Annotated in this window: 26 protein-coding genes and 1 tRNA gene; 26 read left to right on the forward strand and 1 reads right to left on the reverse strand. The window is 40.3% G+C overall.

Features of this window, described 5'->3' with window-relative positions:
• The 25 genes from AXF17_RS08910 to AXF17_RS02400 form a co-directional block, all read left to right on the forward strand.
• A partial coding sequence (locus AXF17_RS08910) for a helix-turn-helix domain-containing protein (RefSeq protein WP_169711305.1) occupies positions 1-275 on the forward strand: 275 nt, incomplete at its 5' end.
• Between the two features lie 230 nt (positions 276-505).
• Complete coding sequence (locus tag AXF17_RS02290) at positions 506-1,318, forward strand: terminase small subunit (protein ID WP_094233630.1); 813 nt, start codon at positions 506-508, stop codon at positions 1,316-1,318.
• Positions 1,299-2,699 carry a terminase large subunit domain-containing protein gene (locus AXF17_RS02295; RefSeq protein WP_094233631.1) on the forward strand — a complete coding sequence of 467 codons (1,401 nt, stop codon included), beginning with the start codon at positions 1,299-1,301 and terminating at the stop codon, positions 2,697-2,699. The genes AXF17_RS02290 and AXF17_RS02295 overlap by 20 nt, the downstream gene beginning before the upstream one ends.
• Positions 2,699-4,210 carry a phage portal protein gene (locus tag AXF17_RS02300; protein ID WP_094233632.1) on the forward strand — a complete coding sequence of 504 codons (1,512 nt, stop codon included), beginning with the start codon at positions 2,699-2,701 and terminating at the stop codon, positions 4,208-4,210. The genes AXF17_RS02295 and AXF17_RS02300 overlap by 1 nt, the downstream gene beginning before the upstream one ends.
• Positions 4,211-4,238: 28 nt before the next feature.
• On the forward strand, positions 4,239-5,861 hold the full coding sequence (locus tag AXF17_RS02305; protein WP_094233633.1) for a phage minor capsid protein: 1,623 nt from the start codon (positions 4,239-4,241) through the stop codon (positions 5,859-5,861).
• A 7-nt stretch (positions 5,862-5,868) separates the two neighbouring features.
• Complete coding sequence (locus AXF17_RS02310) at positions 5,869-6,129, forward strand: hypothetical protein (protein ID WP_094233634.1); 261 nt, start codon at positions 5,869-5,871, stop codon at positions 6,127-6,129.
• Positions 6,129-6,269 carry a hypothetical protein gene (locus AXF17_RS08915; RefSeq protein ID WP_157682532.1) on the forward strand — a complete coding sequence of 47 codons (141 nt, stop codon included), beginning with the start codon at positions 6,129-6,131 and terminating at the stop codon, positions 6,267-6,269. Before AXF17_RS02310 ends, AXF17_RS08915 begins: the two co-directional genes overlap by 1 nt.
• Before the next feature lie 61 nt (positions 6,270-6,330).
• Positions 6,331-6,675: a hypothetical protein gene (locus AXF17_RS02315; RefSeq protein WP_094233635.1), complete on the forward strand. Its 345-nt coding sequence runs from the start codon at positions 6,331-6,333 to the stop codon at positions 6,673-6,675.
• Positions 6,676-6,844: 169 nt separating this feature from the next.
• On the forward strand, positions 6,845-7,462 hold the full coding sequence (locus tag AXF17_RS02320; RefSeq protein WP_157682533.1) for a phage scaffolding protein: 618 nt from the start codon (positions 6,845-6,847) through the stop codon (positions 7,460-7,462).
• Positions 7,463-7,467: 5 nt separating this feature from the next.
• Positions 7,468-8,574 carry a P22 phage major capsid protein family protein gene (locus tag AXF17_RS02325; RefSeq protein ID WP_094233637.1) on the forward strand — a complete coding sequence of 369 codons (1,107 nt, stop codon included), beginning with the start codon at positions 7,468-7,470 and terminating at the stop codon, positions 8,572-8,574.
• Positions 8,575-8,588: 14 nt separating this feature from the next.
• Positions 8,589-8,909 carry a head-tail connector protein gene (locus tag AXF17_RS02330; RefSeq protein ID WP_094233638.1) on the forward strand — a complete coding sequence of 107 codons (321 nt, stop codon included), beginning with the start codon at positions 8,589-8,591 and terminating at the stop codon, positions 8,907-8,909.
• A 2-nt stretch (positions 8,910-8,911) separates the two neighbouring features.
• Entirely contained in the window at positions 8,912-9,247 is a 336-nt protein-coding gene (locus tag AXF17_RS02335) for a DUF6751 family protein (protein WP_094233639.1), read from the forward strand.
• The gene (locus AXF17_RS02340) at positions 9,244-9,666 is read left to right on the forward strand and encodes a minor capsid protein (protein ID WP_094233640.1); all 423 of its coding nucleotides are present in this window, start codon (positions 9,244-9,246) and stop codon (positions 9,664-9,666) included. Before AXF17_RS02335 ends, AXF17_RS02340 begins: the two co-directional genes overlap by 4 nt.
• Before the next feature lie 5 nt (positions 9,667-9,671).
• A complete protein-coding gene (locus AXF17_RS02345; protein ID WP_094233641.1) occupies positions 9,672-10,106 on the forward strand; it encodes a hypothetical protein in 435 nt (144 codons plus the stop codon).
• A 9-nt stretch (positions 10,107-10,115) separates the two neighbouring features.
• The gene (locus tag AXF17_RS02350; RefSeq protein WP_009643242.1) at positions 10,116-10,604 is read left to right on the forward strand and encodes a hypothetical protein; all 489 of its coding nucleotides are present in this window, start codon (positions 10,116-10,118) and stop codon (positions 10,602-10,604) included.
• A gap of 18 nt (positions 10,605-10,622) precedes the next feature.
• Positions 10,623-11,162 (forward strand): J domain-containing protein, encoded by a 540-nt coding sequence (locus AXF17_RS02355; RefSeq protein ID WP_094233642.1) that lies wholly within the window; start codon positions 10,623-10,625, stop codon positions 11,160-11,162.
• Entirely contained in the window at positions 11,143-11,712 is a 570-nt protein-coding gene (locus AXF17_RS02360) for a Gp15 family bacteriophage protein (RefSeq protein WP_157682535.1), read from the forward strand. The genes AXF17_RS02355 and AXF17_RS02360 overlap by 20 nt, the downstream gene beginning before the upstream one ends.
• A gap of 2 nt (positions 11,713-11,714) precedes the next feature.
• Positions 11,715-14,618, forward strand: coding sequence for a tape measure protein (locus AXF17_RS02365; protein WP_094233644.1), 2,904 nt, complete (start codon positions 11,715-11,717; stop codon positions 14,616-14,618).
• On the forward strand, positions 14,619-15,452 hold the full coding sequence (locus tag AXF17_RS02370) for a phage tail family protein (protein ID WP_094233645.1): 834 nt from the start codon (positions 14,619-14,621) through the stop codon (positions 15,450-15,452).
• Between the two features lie 2 nt (positions 15,453-15,454).
• Positions 15,455-16,492 carry a Gp37-like protein gene (locus tag AXF17_RS02375; RefSeq protein WP_094233646.1) on the forward strand — a complete coding sequence of 346 codons (1,038 nt, stop codon included), beginning with the start codon at positions 15,455-15,457 and terminating at the stop codon, positions 16,490-16,492.
• 24 nt (positions 16,493-16,516) lie between these two features.
• Complete coding sequence (locus tag AXF17_RS02380) at positions 16,517-17,404, forward strand: hypothetical protein (RefSeq protein ID WP_094233647.1); 888 nt, start codon at positions 16,517-16,519, stop codon at positions 17,402-17,404.
• 21 nt (positions 17,405-17,425) lie between these two features.
• Positions 17,426-17,740, forward strand: coding sequence for a hypothetical protein (locus AXF17_RS02385; RefSeq protein ID WP_094233648.1), 315 nt, complete (start codon positions 17,426-17,428; stop codon positions 17,738-17,740).
• 64 nt (positions 17,741-17,804) lie between these two features.
• On the forward strand, positions 17,805-18,107 hold the full coding sequence (locus tag AXF17_RS02390; RefSeq protein ID WP_094233649.1) for a hypothetical protein: 303 nt from the start codon (positions 17,805-17,807) through the stop codon (positions 18,105-18,107).
• Between the two features lie 2 nt (positions 18,108-18,109).
• On the forward strand, positions 18,110-18,439 hold the full coding sequence (locus tag AXF17_RS02395) for a phage holin (RefSeq protein ID WP_094233650.1): 330 nt from the start codon (positions 18,110-18,112) through the stop codon (positions 18,437-18,439).
• On the forward strand, positions 18,414-19,385 hold the full coding sequence (locus AXF17_RS02400) for an N-acetylmuramoyl-L-alanine amidase family protein (RefSeq protein ID WP_169711306.1): 972 nt from the start codon (positions 18,414-18,416) through the stop codon (positions 19,383-19,385). The genes AXF17_RS02395 and AXF17_RS02400 overlap by 26 nt, the downstream gene beginning before the upstream one ends.
• 212 nt (positions 19,386-19,597) lie before the next feature.
• On the opposite strand, the gene AXF17_RS02405 is transcribed toward AXF17_RS02400, so the two are convergent.
• Positions 19,598-19,673 (reverse strand) — tRNA-Lys (locus AXF17_RS02405).
• Positions 19,674-20,298: 625 nt separating this feature from the next.
• Here AXF17_RS02405 and AXF17_RS02410 point away from each other — a divergent pair.
• Positions 20,299-20,544 (forward strand): zinc ribbon domain-containing protein (locus AXF17_RS02410; protein ID WP_169711307.1); only part of this gene is annotated, 246 nt, incomplete at its 3' end.

The raw sequence follows: 20,544 nt of genomic DNA on the forward strand, positions 1-20,544 counted from the left end.
GATTTCCAATCCCCAAAATAGAGACAGGATACGATGACGGGTCAATATACAAAGACCAATTGATAAAAAGGCTTATAGCCACAAAGAAGAAGCTGCAAAGAAAAATAATTGAAGCAGAGAAATTTATCGAGATTCAAACAGATAGTGAGCTTAGAACTATCTTGCGTAGCTATTACATAAACGGATTAAGCCAGGAAGAGATAGGGAAGCTTCTTGGTTATGACAGAAGCACAATAACTAAGAAGCTAAAACGGTTTTGGAAAATGAAGATTTAATAGTGAAAAAGCAAGATTCACACAATTCACTTTTTTTCCTGATAAAATGATAGTGTAGAAAGTGTCGAAGAGACACAGGTTTTTCTCCCAAGCTATAAAGATTCGGAAAAGGTCGTCGCAAGGCGTCCTTTTTCAATGTGTGGGTATAAAAATCACTAGAAAAGACGAATTTGAACAGCAGCTTCGTTGCATGCTGTTTTTTGTGGATTTTAAACAGTGCAGGAAGAGCGATGCAAGCGAATGAAGAGAAGAAAAGGGCCGCAAAGGAACTTTATGAAAGCGGTGAAAACTTAATACTTATTGCCCAAAAACTAGAAATCAAAGAATCAACTTTGAGGTCATGGAAAAGACGCGGAAAATGGGAGCAAAGTGCAACGCCAAAAACGTTGCAAAAAATGCAGTCAAAAAAAGCTTCTGAGAGACAGCTGAAAAAGGAGCTCGGTGATGATGCTGAAAAACTTGTCGAAAATAATTTTCTTACATCTAATCAAAAATTATTTTGCATGTATTATGTGACCTGTTTTAATGCTACAAAAGCATACCAAAAAGCATATAAATGTAGCCGCAAAACAGCAGGGTCAAATGGATACAGAATGCTGAAAAATGCTGAAATCAAAAAGTGTATTAGGGAGCTAAAGGAAAATAGGCTTAATAAAGCCATGTTAAATCCATCTGACATCTTCCAGAAATACATAGATATTGCATTCTCGGATATAACGGACTTTGTAGAATTTGGAAGTGAAAAAACAGAGGATGGAACAAGGCAAAGCTATATGAGATTCAAGAGTGATGCAAAAGTAGACGGAACTCTGATAGCTGAAATATCTATGGGGCAGACGAAGAAAATTAAACTCGAGGATAGGCAAAAGGCTCTAGCTTGGCTAGCGGATCATATGGACTTAGCCACAGAAGAGCAAAAGGCTCAAGTTGAATATATTAAGTCAAAGACAGCTGCAGTTAATAAAGCCTTAACTGGAGAAGGGGCAGAGATTGAAGATGTTGATGACCTAGAGGAAGAGATATATGGCAGTACCGAAGAGTAAAGAGCCTGTTAAGAGAAAGAGTATTCCTTACAGGTTTGGAGATAAGCACAAGGCATATATGAGGCGATCCAGAGACTGCACATATAATGTCGCAGAGGGTTCTATCCGTGCAGGTAAGACAACGGATAATATATTTGCTTTTGCTCATGAGCTGAAGAGGACAAAGGACAAGCTACATCTAGCCAGTGGTTCAACACTGGGAAATGCAAAACTTAATATCGGAGATGCAAACGGATTCGGACTTGAACACATATTCAGAGGGCAATGTCACTGGGGAAAGTTCAAGGGCAATGAGGCTCTGTATATACAAGGACCATCTACATCCAGGAAGTTAAGGGTAGTTATATTTGCAGGTGGTGGCAAGGCTGACTCATATAAAAAAGTTCGTGGTAACTCATATGGTATGTGGATAGCCACAGAGATAAATCTGCATCATGATTCAATGATAAAAGAGTGCATCAACCGTACGGCAGCAGCTAAGATGCGTAAATTCTTTTGGGATTTAAACCCTGATAATCCATATGCATCGATATACAAGGATTACATAGACAAGTACGCCGAGAAAGCAGCTGCAGGTGAGTTTCCTAGTGGATATAATTACGAGCATTTCACTTTGTTTGATAACGTAACGATTAGCAAGCAGAGGCAGCAAGAACTGATGGCAGACTATGATCCTGAAACAATATGGTACAGGAGAGACATACTCGGAGAGAGATGTGCTGCAGAGGGTGTCATATATAAAAGCTTCGCTGATAATCCAAGTAAGCATATTAGGATATTCAAAGACTATAGCGAAAAGCAGGAATGGTTAAGAACCATTCACTTTATCTCAATAGGGATAGACTTTGGAGGAAACAGGTCGTTAACAACATTTGTAGCTTCAGCAGTCCACTATAGATTCCAGGAGGTCGATGTAGTAAAAGATGCAAACATCGAAGGGAGAAAGGGGGATATAGATCCTGACAAGCTTAATAAAAGTTTCTTGATATTTTACGAGGAGCTGAAGAGGGAGTTCCCAGAAATCCCCATACTCTATATATTCGCCGATAATGAAGCACAGTATCTGATAAATGGATTGGCTAAAGCATGTAGGGCAGCGGGTATCACAGCAAGCATAGGTGATAGTGCGAAGAAGAAGATTACGGATCGTGTTTACTGCGGTAATACTTTGCTAGCTAGTGGAAGGATGAGGGTATTACCGGAATGCAAACTTCTGATAGCTGGTCTGAAGTCAGCGATATGGGATCCAAAGGAAGCTGAAAAGGGAAAGGATGTTCGCCTAGATAATTTCAGTAGTGACATAGATATATTAGACGCATGGGAATATTCATGGGAGCGATTTATGAAAAAGCTGCTTCCTGAATCCAAAAGGAGTAACTGATGAATATAAATACCGTTATTGATTACTTAAATAAAAAATACGACATAAAGCTTGATAGTAGCTATTACCAAAATATATCGATATGGAGAGACTGGTGGATGGGATATTATGCTCCATTCCACACTTTTGCAGAGGTTGGTTTAGATGGCAAGAAGAAAGAGCGTAAACTCTATACACTAAAGATGGCGAAGCAGGTGTGCGAAGACTGGGCATCAGGACTACTGAATGATGAGCTACATATTGCCATCGATGATGAAGCATCCGAGACATATATACTCGGAGAAAAGGATGATGCTGAAGAGGGAAAAGAAGACAAGACACCTAAAAAAGATATATTCAAGGGTGTACTTAGAAACAATGCCTTTCGTCAGCAAGGTAACCGATTGATAGAAAAGAGCTTTGCATTTGGTACAGGTGCATTTGTGCTAAGAGCCGAAAATATAAAGCTCGGTAGGAACAATAAAATAATCTCAAATCCGAATATAAATATTAGAATCGAGTATCTATCTGCAGACCACATAATCCCTCTGTCTGTACATGCAGGTAAGATAACAGAGGTTGTATTTGCCTCTGAGGTGCTGCAGCTAGGTGAGAAGATGATATATCTTGAAACTCACAGGCTGATAGACGGACAGTATGTAATTACAAACGAGTACTTCAAAGCTGAAGAGGGTAGCCTTATAAAGCGAGAGCTTCCAGAAGGAATACTTGAAGAAATGACAACAGGGGGAAACGTTCCTCTGTTTTCTATCGTTATGCCAAACATTGAGAATAACATAGCTCCTGGTTCTCCACTAGGAATTTCCGTATTTGCAAATGCATTAGACAACCTTGAAGGCGTAGACCTTGCATACAACAATTTCAACAAGGACTTCAAGCTTGGTGGAAAAAAGGTATTCATGAATAGCCGCATTGTTCGTAGAAATGAAAGAGGAGAGACCATTACTCCTGATGATGTAGCGCAGCAGCTATTTGTGGAAACAGGTGATGACCTGATAGATGATGACGGGACAAAAAAGTTTATCCAAGAGCACAACCCATCTCTCAGAGTATCTGAGAATGTGGAGGGAGTTCAGGCTCAGCTAGATTTACTATCGTTTAAATGCGGACTGGGGACAAAGTTCTATCACTTCAACAGCGGTACAGGATCAGTTCAGGTAACCGCTACAGAATATCTTGGTGGACGTCAAGATTTGACTAGAAATACAGGGAAACACTCTCTTATTGTCAAAGATGCACTTGAATCACTTATCAGATCAATCCTATGGGTAAAGAAAGAGCTTGGAGGTGGCACGGTAGATCCAGAAACAAAGATTGAAATAGACCTTGGAGATAGCTTCATTACTGATAGTGCGTCTGAAAGGGCCCAAGACATGCAGGATGTAAGAGAAGGCATTATGAATAAATGGGAGTATAGAGCTAAGTGGTATGGAGAAAGTGACGACACAGCAAAAGCTAATATTCCTGAAAGCAGTTATGAAGAGGATCCGTTCGGATTTAATCAAAAATAGAACAGCTTATAGTTATTAAGGAGGATATATGCTTACACCGGAATTCTTGCATGAAGCACCAGAAGGCTTGCTTGAACTATATAGAGAAACAGAGGAAGCAATACTTGCTGATATGGCAAGACGTATATCGACTTATGATTTCTATATCCCTGCTGCACAATGGCAGAAGAGGAAACTCGAAGCAATGGGAATGTTTGAGGCGGAAATAAATAAGAGACTGGCTAAGCTTACAGGCAGAAGTATACAAGAAATCAAGGAGCTAATGAAAGAAGCCGGAATGGAGACAATAGCTAATGATGATCGGATTCATACAATGGCAGGAAAGAAATGCCCACCACTGGAAGCTAGTCCATCTCTGATAGCCGTAATGAATTCCGGATATAGACGAACGGCAAAAGCTTTTCAAAATCTCACGAGAAGTACTGCAGCTAATGCATCCAAACAGTTTAGCAAGATACTTGACCAAGCATATATGCAAGTAATATCCGGAGCATTTGATACAGAAACAGCCATCAGAAATGCAATCAAGGCATTAGCTGAAAAAGGGATTGAGTCAGTAAGGTATCCTTCGGGGCGTGTGGATAATATAGAAGTGGCAGCTAGAAGAGCTATTGTGACCGGTATTAATCAGACAGCTGGAGATATGCAGCTTGCAAGAGCGGAAGATGTGGATAGCGAATACGTGGAAACGACAGCACATGCCGGAGCGCGTCCTGAACATGAGGTGTGGCAAGGCAAGGTGTTTAAATTACATGGTAAGGAACCGGGATACCCTAACTTCTATGAAGTTACAGGGTACGGAACAGGACCAGGGTTGTGCGGATATAATTGCAGGCACAATTTCCATCCGTTCTATCCTGGATTATCAACTCCTGCTTATAGCGATGAGATGTTGGCCGAATATATAGCTAAGGATTACTTATACAATGGCAAGAATTATACAGAGTATGAAGTATCTCAGATGCAGAGGTATTACGAAAGAGCTCGGAGGAGATGGAAACGAGAATACCTAATGCAAGAAGCCGCAGGACTTGATACAACAGAATCCAGCGTAAAGATGCGATCATATATGGAAAAATTGAAGAACCTGGAAAATCAGACAGGCATGCCATCACAGCATGACCGTATGATAGTAGCAGGTTTTGGAAAAGGTGAAGCCGGTAAATCTCAATGGGAAGCGAGGAAATATTACCAGTGGTTTCGTAAAGCTTATTCTCTTGAAGGTCAAGGAATGAGAAAAACACTTGCAAGCTATTACGACATGAAGTACAATAACCCTCCTGAGTACAAGCTATTCAAAAAATATGTGTTATCTGTTGAAAGAGGAGAAGTCTCACCGCTACTAGGATTATCCACATACAAAGAAAAAGCACATCAAATTGATGAACAGCTTATAGGATTAAAGACACCGCAGGGAATTGAGATTAAGGATTATTCAGCCCATTTTGTTGGCAGAATGATTGGTCATTCCGCACTAGACAAAGATTTTAACCGTGCAGGTGTAAGCATTGAAGATTTAAAGCAGTGTATAACAAAAGGAAATGAAAGAGTTTCAAGGCACCAGGATACAGTAACATTGATAGGCTCAGGCTGTCAGGCTGTATATGATCCTAAAACTGGTATACTTGTGCAAACCAATAGGAGAGGGTGATTAAACAATGCCTATTATTGAATTCACATTTAATGAGAAAGAATTTTTAAAACCATATGTGGAAGAATGGCCGGAGCTTGCTGCGGAAAAATTAGAACGCGCTGATGCTGGGGAATATCTTATAGCTTTAGATGACATGATTGTATGCTACGGATTTGATAAAAAGATGGAGTTCTATAATGAAATAGGAGTATATGCGCAGCGTATATATGACCGTGTTATAGATGCGTGCGATGATTATGATGATAGAGAAAGTGAAGGGGAATAATGAATGCTCTTGAAACAGCATACAAGATTTTGAAGAATTTAGAATCTGCAAAAGATGTTGACTACATGGGCACGCTTATTAGTCCTGAACTCCTAAATGTATCGGATAACGTAATAACAATAGGCTCAAACATTAAGTAATAACTAGATTTTAAAGCAGGCCAAATGGTCTGCTTTTTGCATGCAAAGAAAAGGAGAGATAATGGAATCTTTAGAATTAAAAGACAAAGTAAATATACTTGGGACAGAATATAGCATCAAGGGGCAAATAGGAAAAGAAACTCCCAAGCTCGAACATGCAGACGGCATCTGCGAATTTTATTCAAAGGAGATTGTAATTGATGACTTTGAACCAACTTCGGAAACAGTTGCCAATCCCAATTTATATAAAAAGAAGGTGTTAAGACACGAGATTGTACATGCCTTTTTATATGAATCTGGACTTGATGTAAGTTCAGATTGGGCAAGAAATGAAGAGATTGTTGACTGGATAGCACTTCAAGCTCCAAAACTACAAAAAGCATTTGAAGAGGCAGGGTGCTTATAACATCAGATAAATTGCAGAGGGTGCGCACCTCTGTTTTTTATATTCGCCCAGTCAAGGCGTAAAACTGACTGAATTTTATTACTCGCCTGCTCATCGGCGTAAAATGTGAGCCGCATCGGCGTCGCCTGCCGTAAAAGATGGCGTAGCGGATAAAAGAATGGAGGACACAATGAAAAGAGAAGAGATTGAGAAAGTTTTGAAGGAAGCTGGAGTATCTGATGAAAAGCTGAAAGATACCGTCGAAAACATCCTTGCAGAAAATGGCAAAGACATTAAAGCAGCACAGGATAAGACAGCACAGGACAAACAGAAAGAACTTGATATTGCTGATCAGACTATCAAGGGTCTGAAAGAGAAGGTCGATAAGTTCGATGGGGTCGATGTTGACAAGCTGCGTAATGATGCCAAGGAATGGCAGGATAAGTATGATGCTGATATTGCAGCAGAGAAAAAGAAGACTAGCGACCTACAAAAGGAATACGCCTTAAAGGATGCACTAAGAGGTCAAGGGGCACTGGATCCTGATTACGTCATGTATAAACATGGTGGCATCGATAAGTTTGCTTTTGATAGTCAGGGTAACCCTATTGGTCTATCTGACATCCTAAAGCCAATGATGGAAGCATCACCCGCATTGTTTAAAAAGGATGATGGTGACGATGGTGTAACTGGCGGAGCAGGAGGGTTCTCGAGTGGTGGAAATCACGGAGGCGGAGCAGAGCCTGATCTCGACAAACTATCAGATGAAGAGTATTACAAAAGACTCGAAGAAAAAGAAAGGAAGTAAGAATTATGCCAAACAATTTTCTTGAAGTAAAAAATATCGCAAGACAGACACTGCCTAGACTAGTGAACAATCTAGTGTTCCCTAACCTAGTGCACAGAGATTTCTCGAATGATTTTGTGCCAGGACTTGGAACCAAGATTCAGGTCAAGAAGCCTGTAAAACTCATTGCAGAGGAATTCAATGAGTCACAGGGAGTTAAGCCACAGGGAATAGAGGAGGAATCTGTAGAGGTTAAACTAGACAAGCTAGCTACAGTAGATGTGGAGTTTAGCGCAATACAGAGAGCTACTAACGTAGATGACCTAAACAGACTATTTCTTGAACCAGCAGCAGTCGCTCTTGCAGAGAAGATTAACAATGATGGACTAGATCTATATAAGTTCATTCCTACAGCTGTAGGAAAGGCAGGCACGACACCAACTGAGCTAACGGATCTTGCAAATGTGAGAAAGCAGCTTAATAAGCAGCTCGTGCCAGTTGCTGGAAGAGTTGGAGTATGGGATGCCGAAGCTGATGCTGCATTCTCCACTGTCCCAGCAATCGTTAATGCTGAGAAGTCAGGTTCTACCAGTGCTCTCAGAGAGGGCTCAATCGGTAGAGTAATGGGACTTGATAACTACATGTCCCAGGCTGTGAGAAAACATACTGCAGGTACACTCAAGGTAACCAGCGGTAACATTACTGTTAAGACACAGGTTGTAAAGTCTAACGAGGTTGTACTTACAGGAACAGGACTTACAGGAACCCTCGTTAAGGGAGATATTATCACTATTGTTGGAAAGCAGTATGCTGTTACAGAGGATGTCTCAGTTTCAGGGACCGATATTCGCGTTAGTGTAGCTCCAGAGATTACAGCTAATGCGGGTGTACAGGCTGAAGTGCTTAAGAGCCATACTGCAAACCTTGCATTTAACCCTATGGCTTTTGCGTATGTAACAAGACCACTTCAGGCACCAGCAGGAGTTGAGAGTTACGTAACTAGCTACAACGGAATCTCTCTTCGTGTAGTAAGAGGTTATGACATGACGAAAAAGAAGGAGATGCTGTCGATGGATGTGCTCTACGGTTACACAGCAATTTATCCTGAACTTGCGACAAGAGTGCTTGGATAAGCAAGGAGGCCTTAATGGTTGAATATAAGTTTTACACGGACGAATTCTGCGGCAAGGCAATATCCGAGGAAGACTGGCGGGGGCGTGAAGCTTTCGCCAGTGCTTATATTCGAAAATATTTCGTAGGATTTAGTGTTGAAGCAGATGATTATAAGCATGGTATATGTGCTGTTGCAGAGGCAAAGCAGACCGTAGATCAGGGGGTGCTGGAGAGTCAGACTGTAGGGTCATGGTCAAAGCACTACAGTGTGAATAGTGTATCTGATAAAGATAGACTGCTTAATGCAGCCATGCTTTATCTATCCGAATACCGGAAGGGAGTTGAGTGGGCGTGAACATGTTCACACAGACTGTAACGATTTATCACGAATTGGAAGATAAGAAGTGGTTAACCAGGGTGATAAATGATGTGCATGTAGAGAAGATCGAGGGAGAAACAATCAGAAAGCATGGTGTTGAATCCTCATCTAAACTGATTGCATATATACCACTTACATCTATCAATGATGTAATCATAGAAAAAGGTGACATCATATACGACGGAGTTTCGCCTATAACAGCCATAAATAAGGCAAATGATATCTTATATCACAAGAACGCATTTCTCGTCACATCGGCTGAAAATTTTGATTTTGGTGATGGGCAAAAGCATATAGAGGTGGTGGCAAGATGACAAACAAAATAGAAACACCGCGAGGTTACATTGTTGTAACTAAGGATGGCACTGCGGAGCTAAAGTGGAATCCAGGATTTGGAAATCTATGGGGCAAAAGCTTTGATAAAGCTCAAAAGTTTATTGATCATGAAGTAATTAGGTTATGTAGCCCAATGGTTCCATTTCGCTCGGGCATGCTAGATAAGTCCGGAATACTAGGAACTGTACCAGGTGAAGGTGAAGTAGTGTATAACGCACCATACGCTAGATATCACTACTACGGCAGGCTTATGGTTGGAAAAGCACCTAAAAAGCTTACAAACCGTAATATGCAGTATCACGGAGCACCTAGAAGAGGACCAAAGTGGTTTGAGCGTATGAAAAGGCAATATCTACACAGCATACTGTCCGGAGCTGCTGCAATAACGAGGAGATAAAACTAATGAGTATTATTAAAAGCGTACAAGATTATTTAGCCACGTATGATGGAATGCAGCTTATAAATATGTCAGAGATGGAAACGGACTATACACCGGGAAAGAGAGGTGTAAAAGGTGGAACTTCCGCACTTGCACCAACAGGGAATTCTAGAACGAGAACGGATGTTCTTGGGAATAAGACCTATGAAAATTCATATATCTTTTTCGCAAAGGATTTGGCCGTAGATAATTCTGCGAGAGAAGATATGTATGACTTTTTGGAGTCTCTTTCGGAATGGATCGAAACAAAGATTGATGAAGGAATCCTACCTGAATTACCTGGTAAGTATGAAGCGGTCAATCTAGTTCCATCAAATCATATGCTGTATGACATCGAGGAAAGCGGTGCAGGTGTATATCAAGTAGAGTTAATACTAACAATCAAGAAGAGAAAATAGGAGGACAATATGAGTAATGTAATTAAAAGAGAACTATGGCAGACGTTTTTAGGAATTCCGGATGCAGGTGGAACTAACTTCGACTATGAGGCAATTGGAGAAGATAACGATACGTTGACTGAAGAGCTCAATGCCAATGTCAGCAAGACCAAAAATGTTCTTGGTAAGAACAGTACGGCAGTAGACGGTTATTCTCCAAGCATGTCCGTTTCACCTTATAAGGCTGATAAGGGAACAAAGACCTTTGCATTTTTAAAAGGAATTGCTGATGGGCTTAAGACGCATGGGGACTGTGAAACACACGTAATAGATGTAGACCTATTTGCTGAACCGGAATCATCTGAATATCCGGCAATCAAGAAAGGTGTAATCGTAGAGGTTAAGTCTCTTGGAGGCAACACGGATGCTTTCCAGATTCCTTACGAGCTCCACTATACGAATGTGAATGAGAAGGGTAAGTTCAATCCTACTACAAAGAAGTTTACAAAGACTCTGTAAAAGAAAGGACTAAATGACATGACTGGTACAAATTTGAATTTTGATACCGGGACAATCACCCTGTATGTGCAGGGTGATCCATCCCGGAAGTTTTCGTTTAATCCTACAGATCAGAAAGTGCTTAAAGGCTTTTTGAGACTGGTTGATGAAGCGGAAGAAAAGATGAAAGATTTTTCAAAGAGGGCAGAAGGTATTGAGGAGTCAGGGGATATTACTGAAGCTGAATTTACATCTCAAACTGCAGACCTTATGGATGATATAGACAGTTGGTTCAGAGGTGCTTTTGATAGTATTTTTGGTGAAGGACAGGCTCAAATTGTTTTTGGAGACACATCCTCCGTTGCCATTAATAGTGATGGGGAATATATCATGATAGCAATGCTCATGGCTTTGTATCCTATCTTTGAGAAGGAAATTCAAACTAGATCTGATAGAATCGACAGGGTTTGTTCTGAAATAGTAGAAGATTTACCTAGAGATGAAAAGGAGCTGCCTACAGAAGAAGTAATTGATGCTACTGAAGAGGCAGAAGAAGAGAATGCTGACTCTGCCGAATAGCATTAAGCTAGGAGAAAAGGAATATTCTATCAGGAGTGATTATAGAGCTGGTATCCGCTTGATGCAGATGTTTGAAGATCCTGAACTGACAGATAGTGAAAAGCTTTTTATAGCAATGAAGGTAATCTTCAAAGATGCAGTAATTCCAGGAGTTTATTTACAAGAAGCACTAGAGAAAACAGTGTGGTTTCTAAATGGTGGAGAGCTGAATCAAACATCTTCTGCCGGCAGTCAAAGAAGACTATATTCATGGAATCAGGATTTGAGATTCATAATAGCGGCAGTAGATAAAACCGTGGGGTTTTCCGTTCGTGGAAAAGCCTTTTTTCATTGGTGGGACTTTCTATCGGCCTTTTCAGAAGTAGGTGAATCCAGTTTCACAACGATAGTATCTCAACGCTTGCTGAAACAAAAGGGTAAGCAAACAGAAAGTGATATTGATTGGTGGGCGGAAAATGCAGATATTGCAGAGCTTAAGGTTCAAAGGTCAAAAGAGGAACAAAACGCTGTAGACAGATTCAATAAATTACTTAAAGAAGGGAATGGTTAGTTATGGCTCAAGAATATGCAGGATATCTGATGTTCAATACAAAGCTCGACTCAGGTGGCTTTAATAAGGGCGCTAAAAAGATAGGTGGCATGGGAGGCAAGCTTACAGATCAGCTTGCAAAATATGCAAAACGCGGAGCTATAGCTATGGGAACAGCTATTACAGCTGCTATGGTATCCGGAGTTAAATACAATGCACAGATGGAACAATACTATCAGTCATTTAAGACCATGCTGGGTAACACGAAGGAAGCTACAAAGCATATGCAAATGCTCAAGAAATTTGCCGCAGAGACGCCGTTTGAAATGACAGATCTAGCAAATGCATCTCAAACGCTGTTGGCATTTGGAGAGAATGTCAATCTGATAGAAAGTGACCTCAAAATGCTTGGAGATATATCACTTGGTAATAAGGAGAAGTTCTCGGCATTGGCTCTGGTATTTAGCCAGGTTAAGTCACAGGGCCGTCTGATGGGGCAAGATTTACTACAGATGATTAATGCAGGCTTTAACCCACTTACTATCATATCCAAGAAGACCGGAAAGAGCATGGCGCAGCTGAAGGATGAAATGGCAAAAGGTCAAATCACCTTTGATATGGTAGCGGATGCTATGAAGACAGCAACATCTGCAGGTGGTCAGTTTAATGATGCCATGAAAACACAGTCAAAAACTGTAATCGGTCTTTGGTCGACCCTAAAGGATAATGTCCACGCAAAACTTGGCGAAGCAATGGAGAGCGTAAGCAACATAATTAAGTCATCGCTCCTTCCTAACGCTATCAAATTCGTAGATAAATTCAACGTAAAAAAGACTGTAGCTGGAGTAAGAACACTTATTGATGTTCTCAAGATAGTATCTCCTCTTATTGCAGGTTTATATGTAGCACCGAGAGTGACCTCTGGTGCAGGTGCACTAGCTGGTCTCTGGAGTAGAGGGCTGCTAGAAGTAAAGAAATACAAAATTGAGATGGCAGCTATAGCTAGATTGAGCTTAAAAGGCACTAAGGCGGAAATATCCGGTGTTGGTGTAGTGGTTGGATTATTGACTCAGAAGCTTACACTTGCAGAAGCAAAGACTCTTGCTCTAGGTAGAGCGCAAGCTGTAATGGCCGGAATCAATCCTTATGTAGCTATAGTAGTTGGTGTACTAGCATTTGTAACAGCAGTGGAGCTGGCAAAGAAGACGATGCAGGCACACGCTTTGGAAGCAGACAAGGATTACAGCGCAGTTCTAAAACTTGTTAAGGCTAACGAGGAAGCAGAGAAAGCATATAATAGCCAGAGAAGAGCAGCTGCAAATGATATGGTTCAAAAAGGCGCAGAAGTAGAAAACGCTATTAATCTCAAGAGAGAACTTGATGGTATCGTGGATGCATCCGGACGTGTCAAAAAAGGCTATGAAGGTAGAGCTGCTGCTATCGTATCGATACTGCAATCACAAGGTGCTGAAATCAGCATGCAGAATGGTGTAATTAAGAACTATGGTGAGCTTAGCCAGGCCATAGATAACTACCTTGTTAAAAAAAGAGCTCAAATTGTGCTTGATGCATATGAGGAATCGTATAAGACTGCACAGAGAAATATCCGTAAATCGACAGAGGCATACACCAAAGCTAGCAGAGAGCTTGATAAGCATACCAAATCTCAAGCCGAAATTAATAGGATGTCTGCAAGGCAGGTAAGCGAATACGAAGAGAAACAGACAAAGCTCATAAGAGCTAAAAGCAAGGCGGCAGCCCAAGTTAACAAGTACAATAAGGACATTACCAGATATGAACAAGCACTCGCTGAGTTTGAAAAAGGTAATTACTCCAAGATTAATGCAGTGCTGGATGGTCATGCTCAAGCGATGGCTGATATCAATAAAAAGAACAAGAAACAACTTCGCAAACAAAGGCAAGATACAGCTGAAGAGCTTAAGGCATTGAATAAGCTATATAAGAAGACTGGATCCGACAACGTAAAGGCTGCTGCAGAAGCTAAACAAAAAGAGCTAGCTGCTATAGATTCTAAGCTTGGAGAACAGACTGCGAGAGTCAAAGGTAATCGTGGAAAGATGAAAGCTGCAACTAAGGATATGATGGGCGGCGTACAAGAGGGAATCAAGGAATCAGATATATCTATTGATGATCAGCTGGATAAATTATCAGAGTCTCCTAAAAATTATGCTGGTGGAATTAAAGCTGCGATGAATAGTTTAGTATCTGCAGCAAACAAAGCTGCAGGAGGAGCAAACCTTAAAGGCGCATTCGCTCCTAGATTATCTCAGCTATCAAGTTCTCCTCATGGGTGGAGAGGTACAATTTCATCTGCTATGTCATCCCTCATGAATGCAGCACGTTCAAGTGCAGGTAGTGTTTCGTTTTATGGTGTCGGATACAACGCAGGTACAGGTATTAAATCCGGAATACTTGCAGCAAAAGCACAGGTTATTGCTGCAGGTATAGCAATAGCGAATGCAGTTGTCGATAATATGAAAAAAGCAATAGAGTCTCGGTCTCCATCAAGGAAAACGGCAAGGCTTGTCGGAGCACCAATTACGCAAGGTGTGGGAGTTGGCATGATGCGCGAATCAAAGGCTCTGTATAAGAAAGCTAGACAAGTTGCTAATAATACAGTGGCTGCTATGAAGGTTGATCCGATCACCATAGGACTTGGAGTAAAAAAGCAAATTAGCATTCCGAGTGCTGCGAAAGGAACAACGCTTCCAGTGCAAGCTAGGACCTCAATTATGATGCAGTCAAAAGAACGAGGATTACTCGATAAACTCATAGACAAGGTTGAACAGATTAATGCTAGACCAATCACGCAAGAGATAAACTTCCATGAAAGAGTCTACACACCTGCAGATGCTCGTGATAAATTAGCTGAACTAACTCGTTTAGGATTGGAGGTGGATGCATAAATGATATTTTTGAAGTTTATCAGAGACGATGGCGCCATCATGAATATAGGAGATGGTGCAGAAGATTACGAACTGCTCAGTAAGGCTGGTACAAGTAACGTAGAAGTTGAACACTACTACGATGCAAAAGGAAGTGGATATGGTGATTGGCATTCAGGAGAAAGAGTTAAGGGCAGGACTCTGAAATATAAAATTACAAGTCATACAGGGATAACGGCTTCACGAAGATTTATGGAGTTCTTTTTTAATGTGCTTCATAAATTCAGAGTGGAGTCGTATTTTAATGGCAGAGAGGTTTGCCTAGATGCTGAATTACTGACTCCTAAGCATACAGAAGATTTATATTCTCATGAAGAGGTTGAGATTACTTTTTATGCAGCTGATCCATATTGGAAGTCACTCGACGACACTGTAAGGAACTTCTATACACAGTCGGCATTATGGCATTATCCGTATGCATTTATTGAACCAAATCAAAATCTCCCGGCTAATGCATATACTGTATTTGAGAGAATCAACGTAAATAAAACAGTTTACGTATATAACGACGGAGATGCACCGGCACTGTTTACAATTACTATTCACGGTGCAGTTGATAATCCTGAAGTGAAAATCAATGATGCGCTAATAAAGTACAACGGAACAGTCGGTTCAGGAGAGTCTCTATATATAGATTCCGAAAATGGAGTTTACCAACTAGATGGTAAAAATGTTTTAAAAGATATGATTGTGCTTGGTGAACCTATGTTAAAGACGGGTGATAACGTGTTAGTCAGCAACAAGGAGATGTTTGGTACTGTCAATTATCATAAGTTGTATAACGGAGATATGTAACTATGAAAGTATTTGCATTTGACGAAAATATGAACCGCATAGGAGAACTAAAGTATATACAACTTCTATGGGATAGGAACAATACAGAACCTGGAGGATTTACGCTCTATCAGCAGTCAAAGCATTATATTGAAGCTGCTTACATAATGGCCGAAGGTCGCAGAGAGGTTGGTATTGTATACAAGCCTTCGTATAAATCCGATCCAAATGGTCGATATGTCACAACAGAAGGTAAGTTTGCAGAGGATATGACCAATGATGCTACAACAGGTCACGGAATGACAATTGTTGCATCAAAGCGCATGAATGATCAGTTTATGTCGTACCTAAATGCCAAAGGCATTAAGGAAGCGAACGATAGTGAGTCCATGAAACAGAGAGATGAAGTAATAACACGCTGTCTTGACGTTGGAGTGGAGATGTATCGAATCTTGGCTCTTGACCAGGAATCATTTCAGATTAATTGGAATGGTGGTTGGGAAATTAAGTTTGTTAAACCTCGCGATACAGGTATTCGCTTTTCAAAAGGAATTGGTAATGCGAAAGAAATCGTCTACTCCCAAGATATGTCTGTATATAAGCATAAATGCACAGGGTATGTAGAAATCCCAGATGACGTTGTAAAAGAAGGCTATAGCGGAACTTCCTATGTAGGTGGCAAATACTATGAGTCAGATTCTTTTACAAGCACTCTTAAAGTTGAGGATAGGTTTAAACAAAAAGAGATGTCAATGGACTTCTCTATGCCTGAAGGACTTGATATTACAGCATCTAACAAATCTAAAATTAAAGCGCAAATTGTGCAGATGTGTCAGCTTGAACTTTTAAATCATTATGTAATTAGAGATATAGAAGTTACACCACTACAGATAGCAGGTTGTCGATATCTAATAGATTACGATCTTGGAGATATTGTGTTGGTGGAAATCCCAGAAGTGGGGATTACATATGAGGCCCAGATTATAGAAGTCCATGAAGTTTGGGAAAAGAATACACAGACCTACACTATAACGCTGGGGCACAAGAAAATTAAACGTTAAAGAGAAGAAATGAAGAGGTGAAATATGAGAGCATTTCCTTATCAATCAATATATGATCAATCGGCAAATCCTCCATGGGACCGTTTGACAGGAGCAAGTGATCACAGAATTGAGGCATTCGCAAACTGGACAGATGGAGTATATCCAGGAGGATGGGAAACTACTCCGGGAGTGGGGATGTCGGTTGTAGTGAGTCCTGGTATGGGCAGAATTAGAGGGATTTTTTGTTATGATGACGACCCTCACACAGGAGGCTTATCCACCGAGAGTAGGACACTTGCGGTTCAGGCAGCAGATGAAAGTTTGGACAGGATAGATAGAGTCATTGTTAGGCATAATGATGCCCTTGATGTAAGAGCAACGGATTGGTATATCCTTAAAGGGACTCCATCTGCGAATCCATCAGCACCTGAGTTGACAAGAAACAGTAGCACATATGAGTTATGTGTAGCTGAAATCTTTGTAGCTAGAGGTACAAATGCTATATCTACACAGCGCATTACAGACACGCGCTTAAATTACAATTTATGTGGTATCACTACAACAAGAGTAATGGATTTAGCAATTGATGAGATTAAGAATCTGCTAAGTTCAGCTATAGATGGAACCACTGCAGGAAAATTACGAAATAGCATGTCTAAAATGATAACAATTGAAACAGATGTCAAAATATACAGCTCTGCTGCTGTTGAAGATAATACGTATGCTAAATATCCTTTTAGAATTGATATACCTATTAATCGCTGTACAGAAGAACACATCCCGGATATTTATTTAGAATCAGGGAAAAGTGATCTAATTTATGAAATCTGCGAGACACGATCAGGATTTGTACGAGTATATGTTTCAAAAAATAACTTTGGAAACATTACAATCCCAGTGATAAGGCTAACAAAAGAAGTCACCGTTTAATCAGAAGGAGGATACGTAATAATGGCAATAGGCAAAGTAAATGGTGGAGGCAATGGTTCACAGTTGAAAGTTGCAAACAAGAGTGTAACAATAGCGACTAACGGTGGTGTGGCAATGTCGTCGATATCTATGGCAGAGCTAGGAATCCCACAAGATAGTGAGGTGCTGCTAGCACAAGTACATCCTTTACATAAGGCTGACACCGATGATATATGGACAGCGGTGTTTTATGGATATTCTTGGGATAGTTCGAAGAAAACCGTTGAAATTGCAGTCAACGGAAGATTGACAGGACTACAAAAACAGGTCTTTGAGATTAATGTTTTGTACCAATAAAAATATCTAAAAAGACTGGGTTACAAGCCCAGTCTTTTTTATGGTCAAAGAAAGGAGGTTTGAAATGTCACCAGAAGCATTAGGAACAATCATATTAGGGCTATCAACGTTAGCAGGCTTAATTTATAGCCTTAGCAAGCTAGTGAGTGAACCTATAAATAGGTTGGATAAATCTGTATCAGCATTTACAGCTCAAGTTGAAATACTTAGTAAAAATATTTCGAAGATTGAAGACGATGTAAAGGCTCAAGAATTGCATGATCAGGAATCACATACACGTATGTGGACGAAGCACAATGAACACGATAACCGATTAAATGAACACGAAAAAAGAATTGGAATTCTTGAGAATAGAAAGGAGAAGTAAGAATGAAGATTAACTGGAAAATAAGATTCAAGAATGGCAAATGGGTAGCTATGTTTTTAGGTGCAGTTGTAACCACAGGGTATATGATTTGTGAAACACTAGGAATTAAAGTACCCATCCCACAAACAGATGTTACCAAGATTGTAACAGCTATCTTGGGACTCTTGAGTATGATCGGAGTTATCACAGACCCGACAACTAAAGGCATAGGAGATAGTGACCTAGCTATGACCTATGGTAGAGATAACACAAAGCTACATGAAGACCTTATTGCTGAAGGATTAAAAAATGCGGAGGTACTTGAAGATGGGAATTCGGGAACAGATCGTTAATACCGCAATTAGATATAATGGGATGCCTTTTCAGGGTGGTTCTCATAAGACTCTGATTGACGAGTTTAATAAACATAAGCCTGATGGCTGGGCGATGACATATTCAGCTAATTTCTGTGCTGCATGTGCTTCAGCGGTAGCATATCTTTGTGGAGCTGGAACATCTTATCCTTGCTCTGCTAATGTAGGTGTTATTGTTAGTAAAGCCAAGCAGATGGGAATTTGGGTTGAGAATGATGCCTACATCCCAAGTGCAGGGGACTGGATAATCTATGCTTGGCAGGACTCAGGTAGAGGAGATAATACCACTGGCGCTAGCCATGTAGGTATCGTTGTATCAGCAGACAGCAAGTATATCAATGTATTTGAGTTTAATATTCACAACAATCATAGTACAGGATATCGTAAGATAGCTACTAATGGCAGATTCATTAGAGGGTTTGTAGTTCCGAACTTTCAGAGCTATGGATGGATTCAAGATAATCGTGGTTGGTGGTTTAAAAATAAAGATGGCTCTTACTACAAAGCTTGCTGGCAGAAACTAGATGGAGCTTGGTACTACTTTAATTCTGATGGGTATGCAGCTAATGGTTGGCAACAGATAGAAGGTAAGTGGTACTACTTTAACTCTAGTTGCAAAATGCAAACAGGCTGGGCTTATCTAAATAATCGCTGGTTCTGTTTAGATCCAAAAGATGGTTTTATGTATGTAAATGGAGTACACAAAATAGATGGTAAAAGCTATTACTTTGATGCAGATGGAGTGATGTGCACAGGTTGGGTTAAAGTTAAAGACGAGTGGCAGTATTTTAATTCGGATGGCTCGAGAGTCGACAAGGGGATTGTCAAAGGTGATGCCGTCTATATTATCAAAGATGGAGCACTAGTTACTGACGACAAGGTGACTGTTGAGGCAGATGAGGGCGGAGCAATCAGCGTTGTGTAGTTGATATTTGTCTATTAATGGAGCAGGTGAGGAGATTACATATACGAGGGAGGGTTATGCCCTCTCTTTTTTTATTGTTTCATGTATGATGAAAAAAATACCACACTTTGTACCACACTGACATGTGGTATTAGGTGGTAATATCGACAATAAGCGAAAAATCACATAATGAATAAAAACACCGCAACTCGTTGGAATTGCGGTGTTTTGCGTGGTGCGTGATCAGGGGTTCGAACCCTGGACACCCTGATTAAGAGTCAGGTGCTCTGCCAGCTGAGCTAATCACACATATTGAGTTATTTGCTTAACAGCTTGTATAGTTTAGCATTGATTTTAAAGGCAGTCAAGCAAAAGTTTAGAAAAATTTTGCTTTATTTGTTTTTAATAAACTATGCTTCTGATTTCCGTATATTCAACTCTCACTTTCTCCCCCCCATATCTATTGAATAGGAGTATTTACAAGCGGTGGAGCACTAATATAAAATCCTGGCTACTCACTAGTAATGTATTTATAAAATACGTTATAAATATTCAATTCATCAAAATAACTAAACCTTAGCAAAATCAATAGTGATACAATTAATAAAAGAAGCAGCGCGGCTTCAAACAGGTGCGGGAATTTTTCCATTTCCACACTAATTAGGAGCACAGGTGGAACTGATTCCAGATTAGTGATATTGCGCATGCTTTTTTACAGATAGTGTTATCACAAAAGTGGAAATAGCAGTGTTAAGTGACGATAATTTTGCACAAAATCCTACATTTATTGCGCGAATTCCACTAATTGCAAGCGAAATCTTGATATTAACTTATCCTTGTTGTATAATTTTCAATGAATCTTTATAGAAGATTGACAACCAGCACAAAAGCGAGACTTTCGCTTGAGTGGTTTAAGTGGATTTGGGAGGTAACAATGTTCTGTAGCAATTGTGGCAACGAAGTGGGAGAAGGCGCTAAGTTTTGCAGTATATGTGGTGCAAGATTAAGCCTTGATGCAGAACCGTCAGTACACGAACATACAGCGTTTAGTTCGTCGAATAGAGAAGGGAATATGATGGACAAGAGAGAATCTTCTACGAAGTTCGACTTTAATTTCGGATCGGATGATTTAGAGATTAAGGAGCCTAAGAAGAAAACAAGCTCGGTTTCTTTCGATTGG

The organism is Mogibacterium pumilum (genome assembly GCF_002243385.1).
GTDB lineage: Bacteria > Bacillota > Clostridia > Peptostreptococcales > Anaerovoracaceae > Mogibacterium > Mogibacterium pumilum.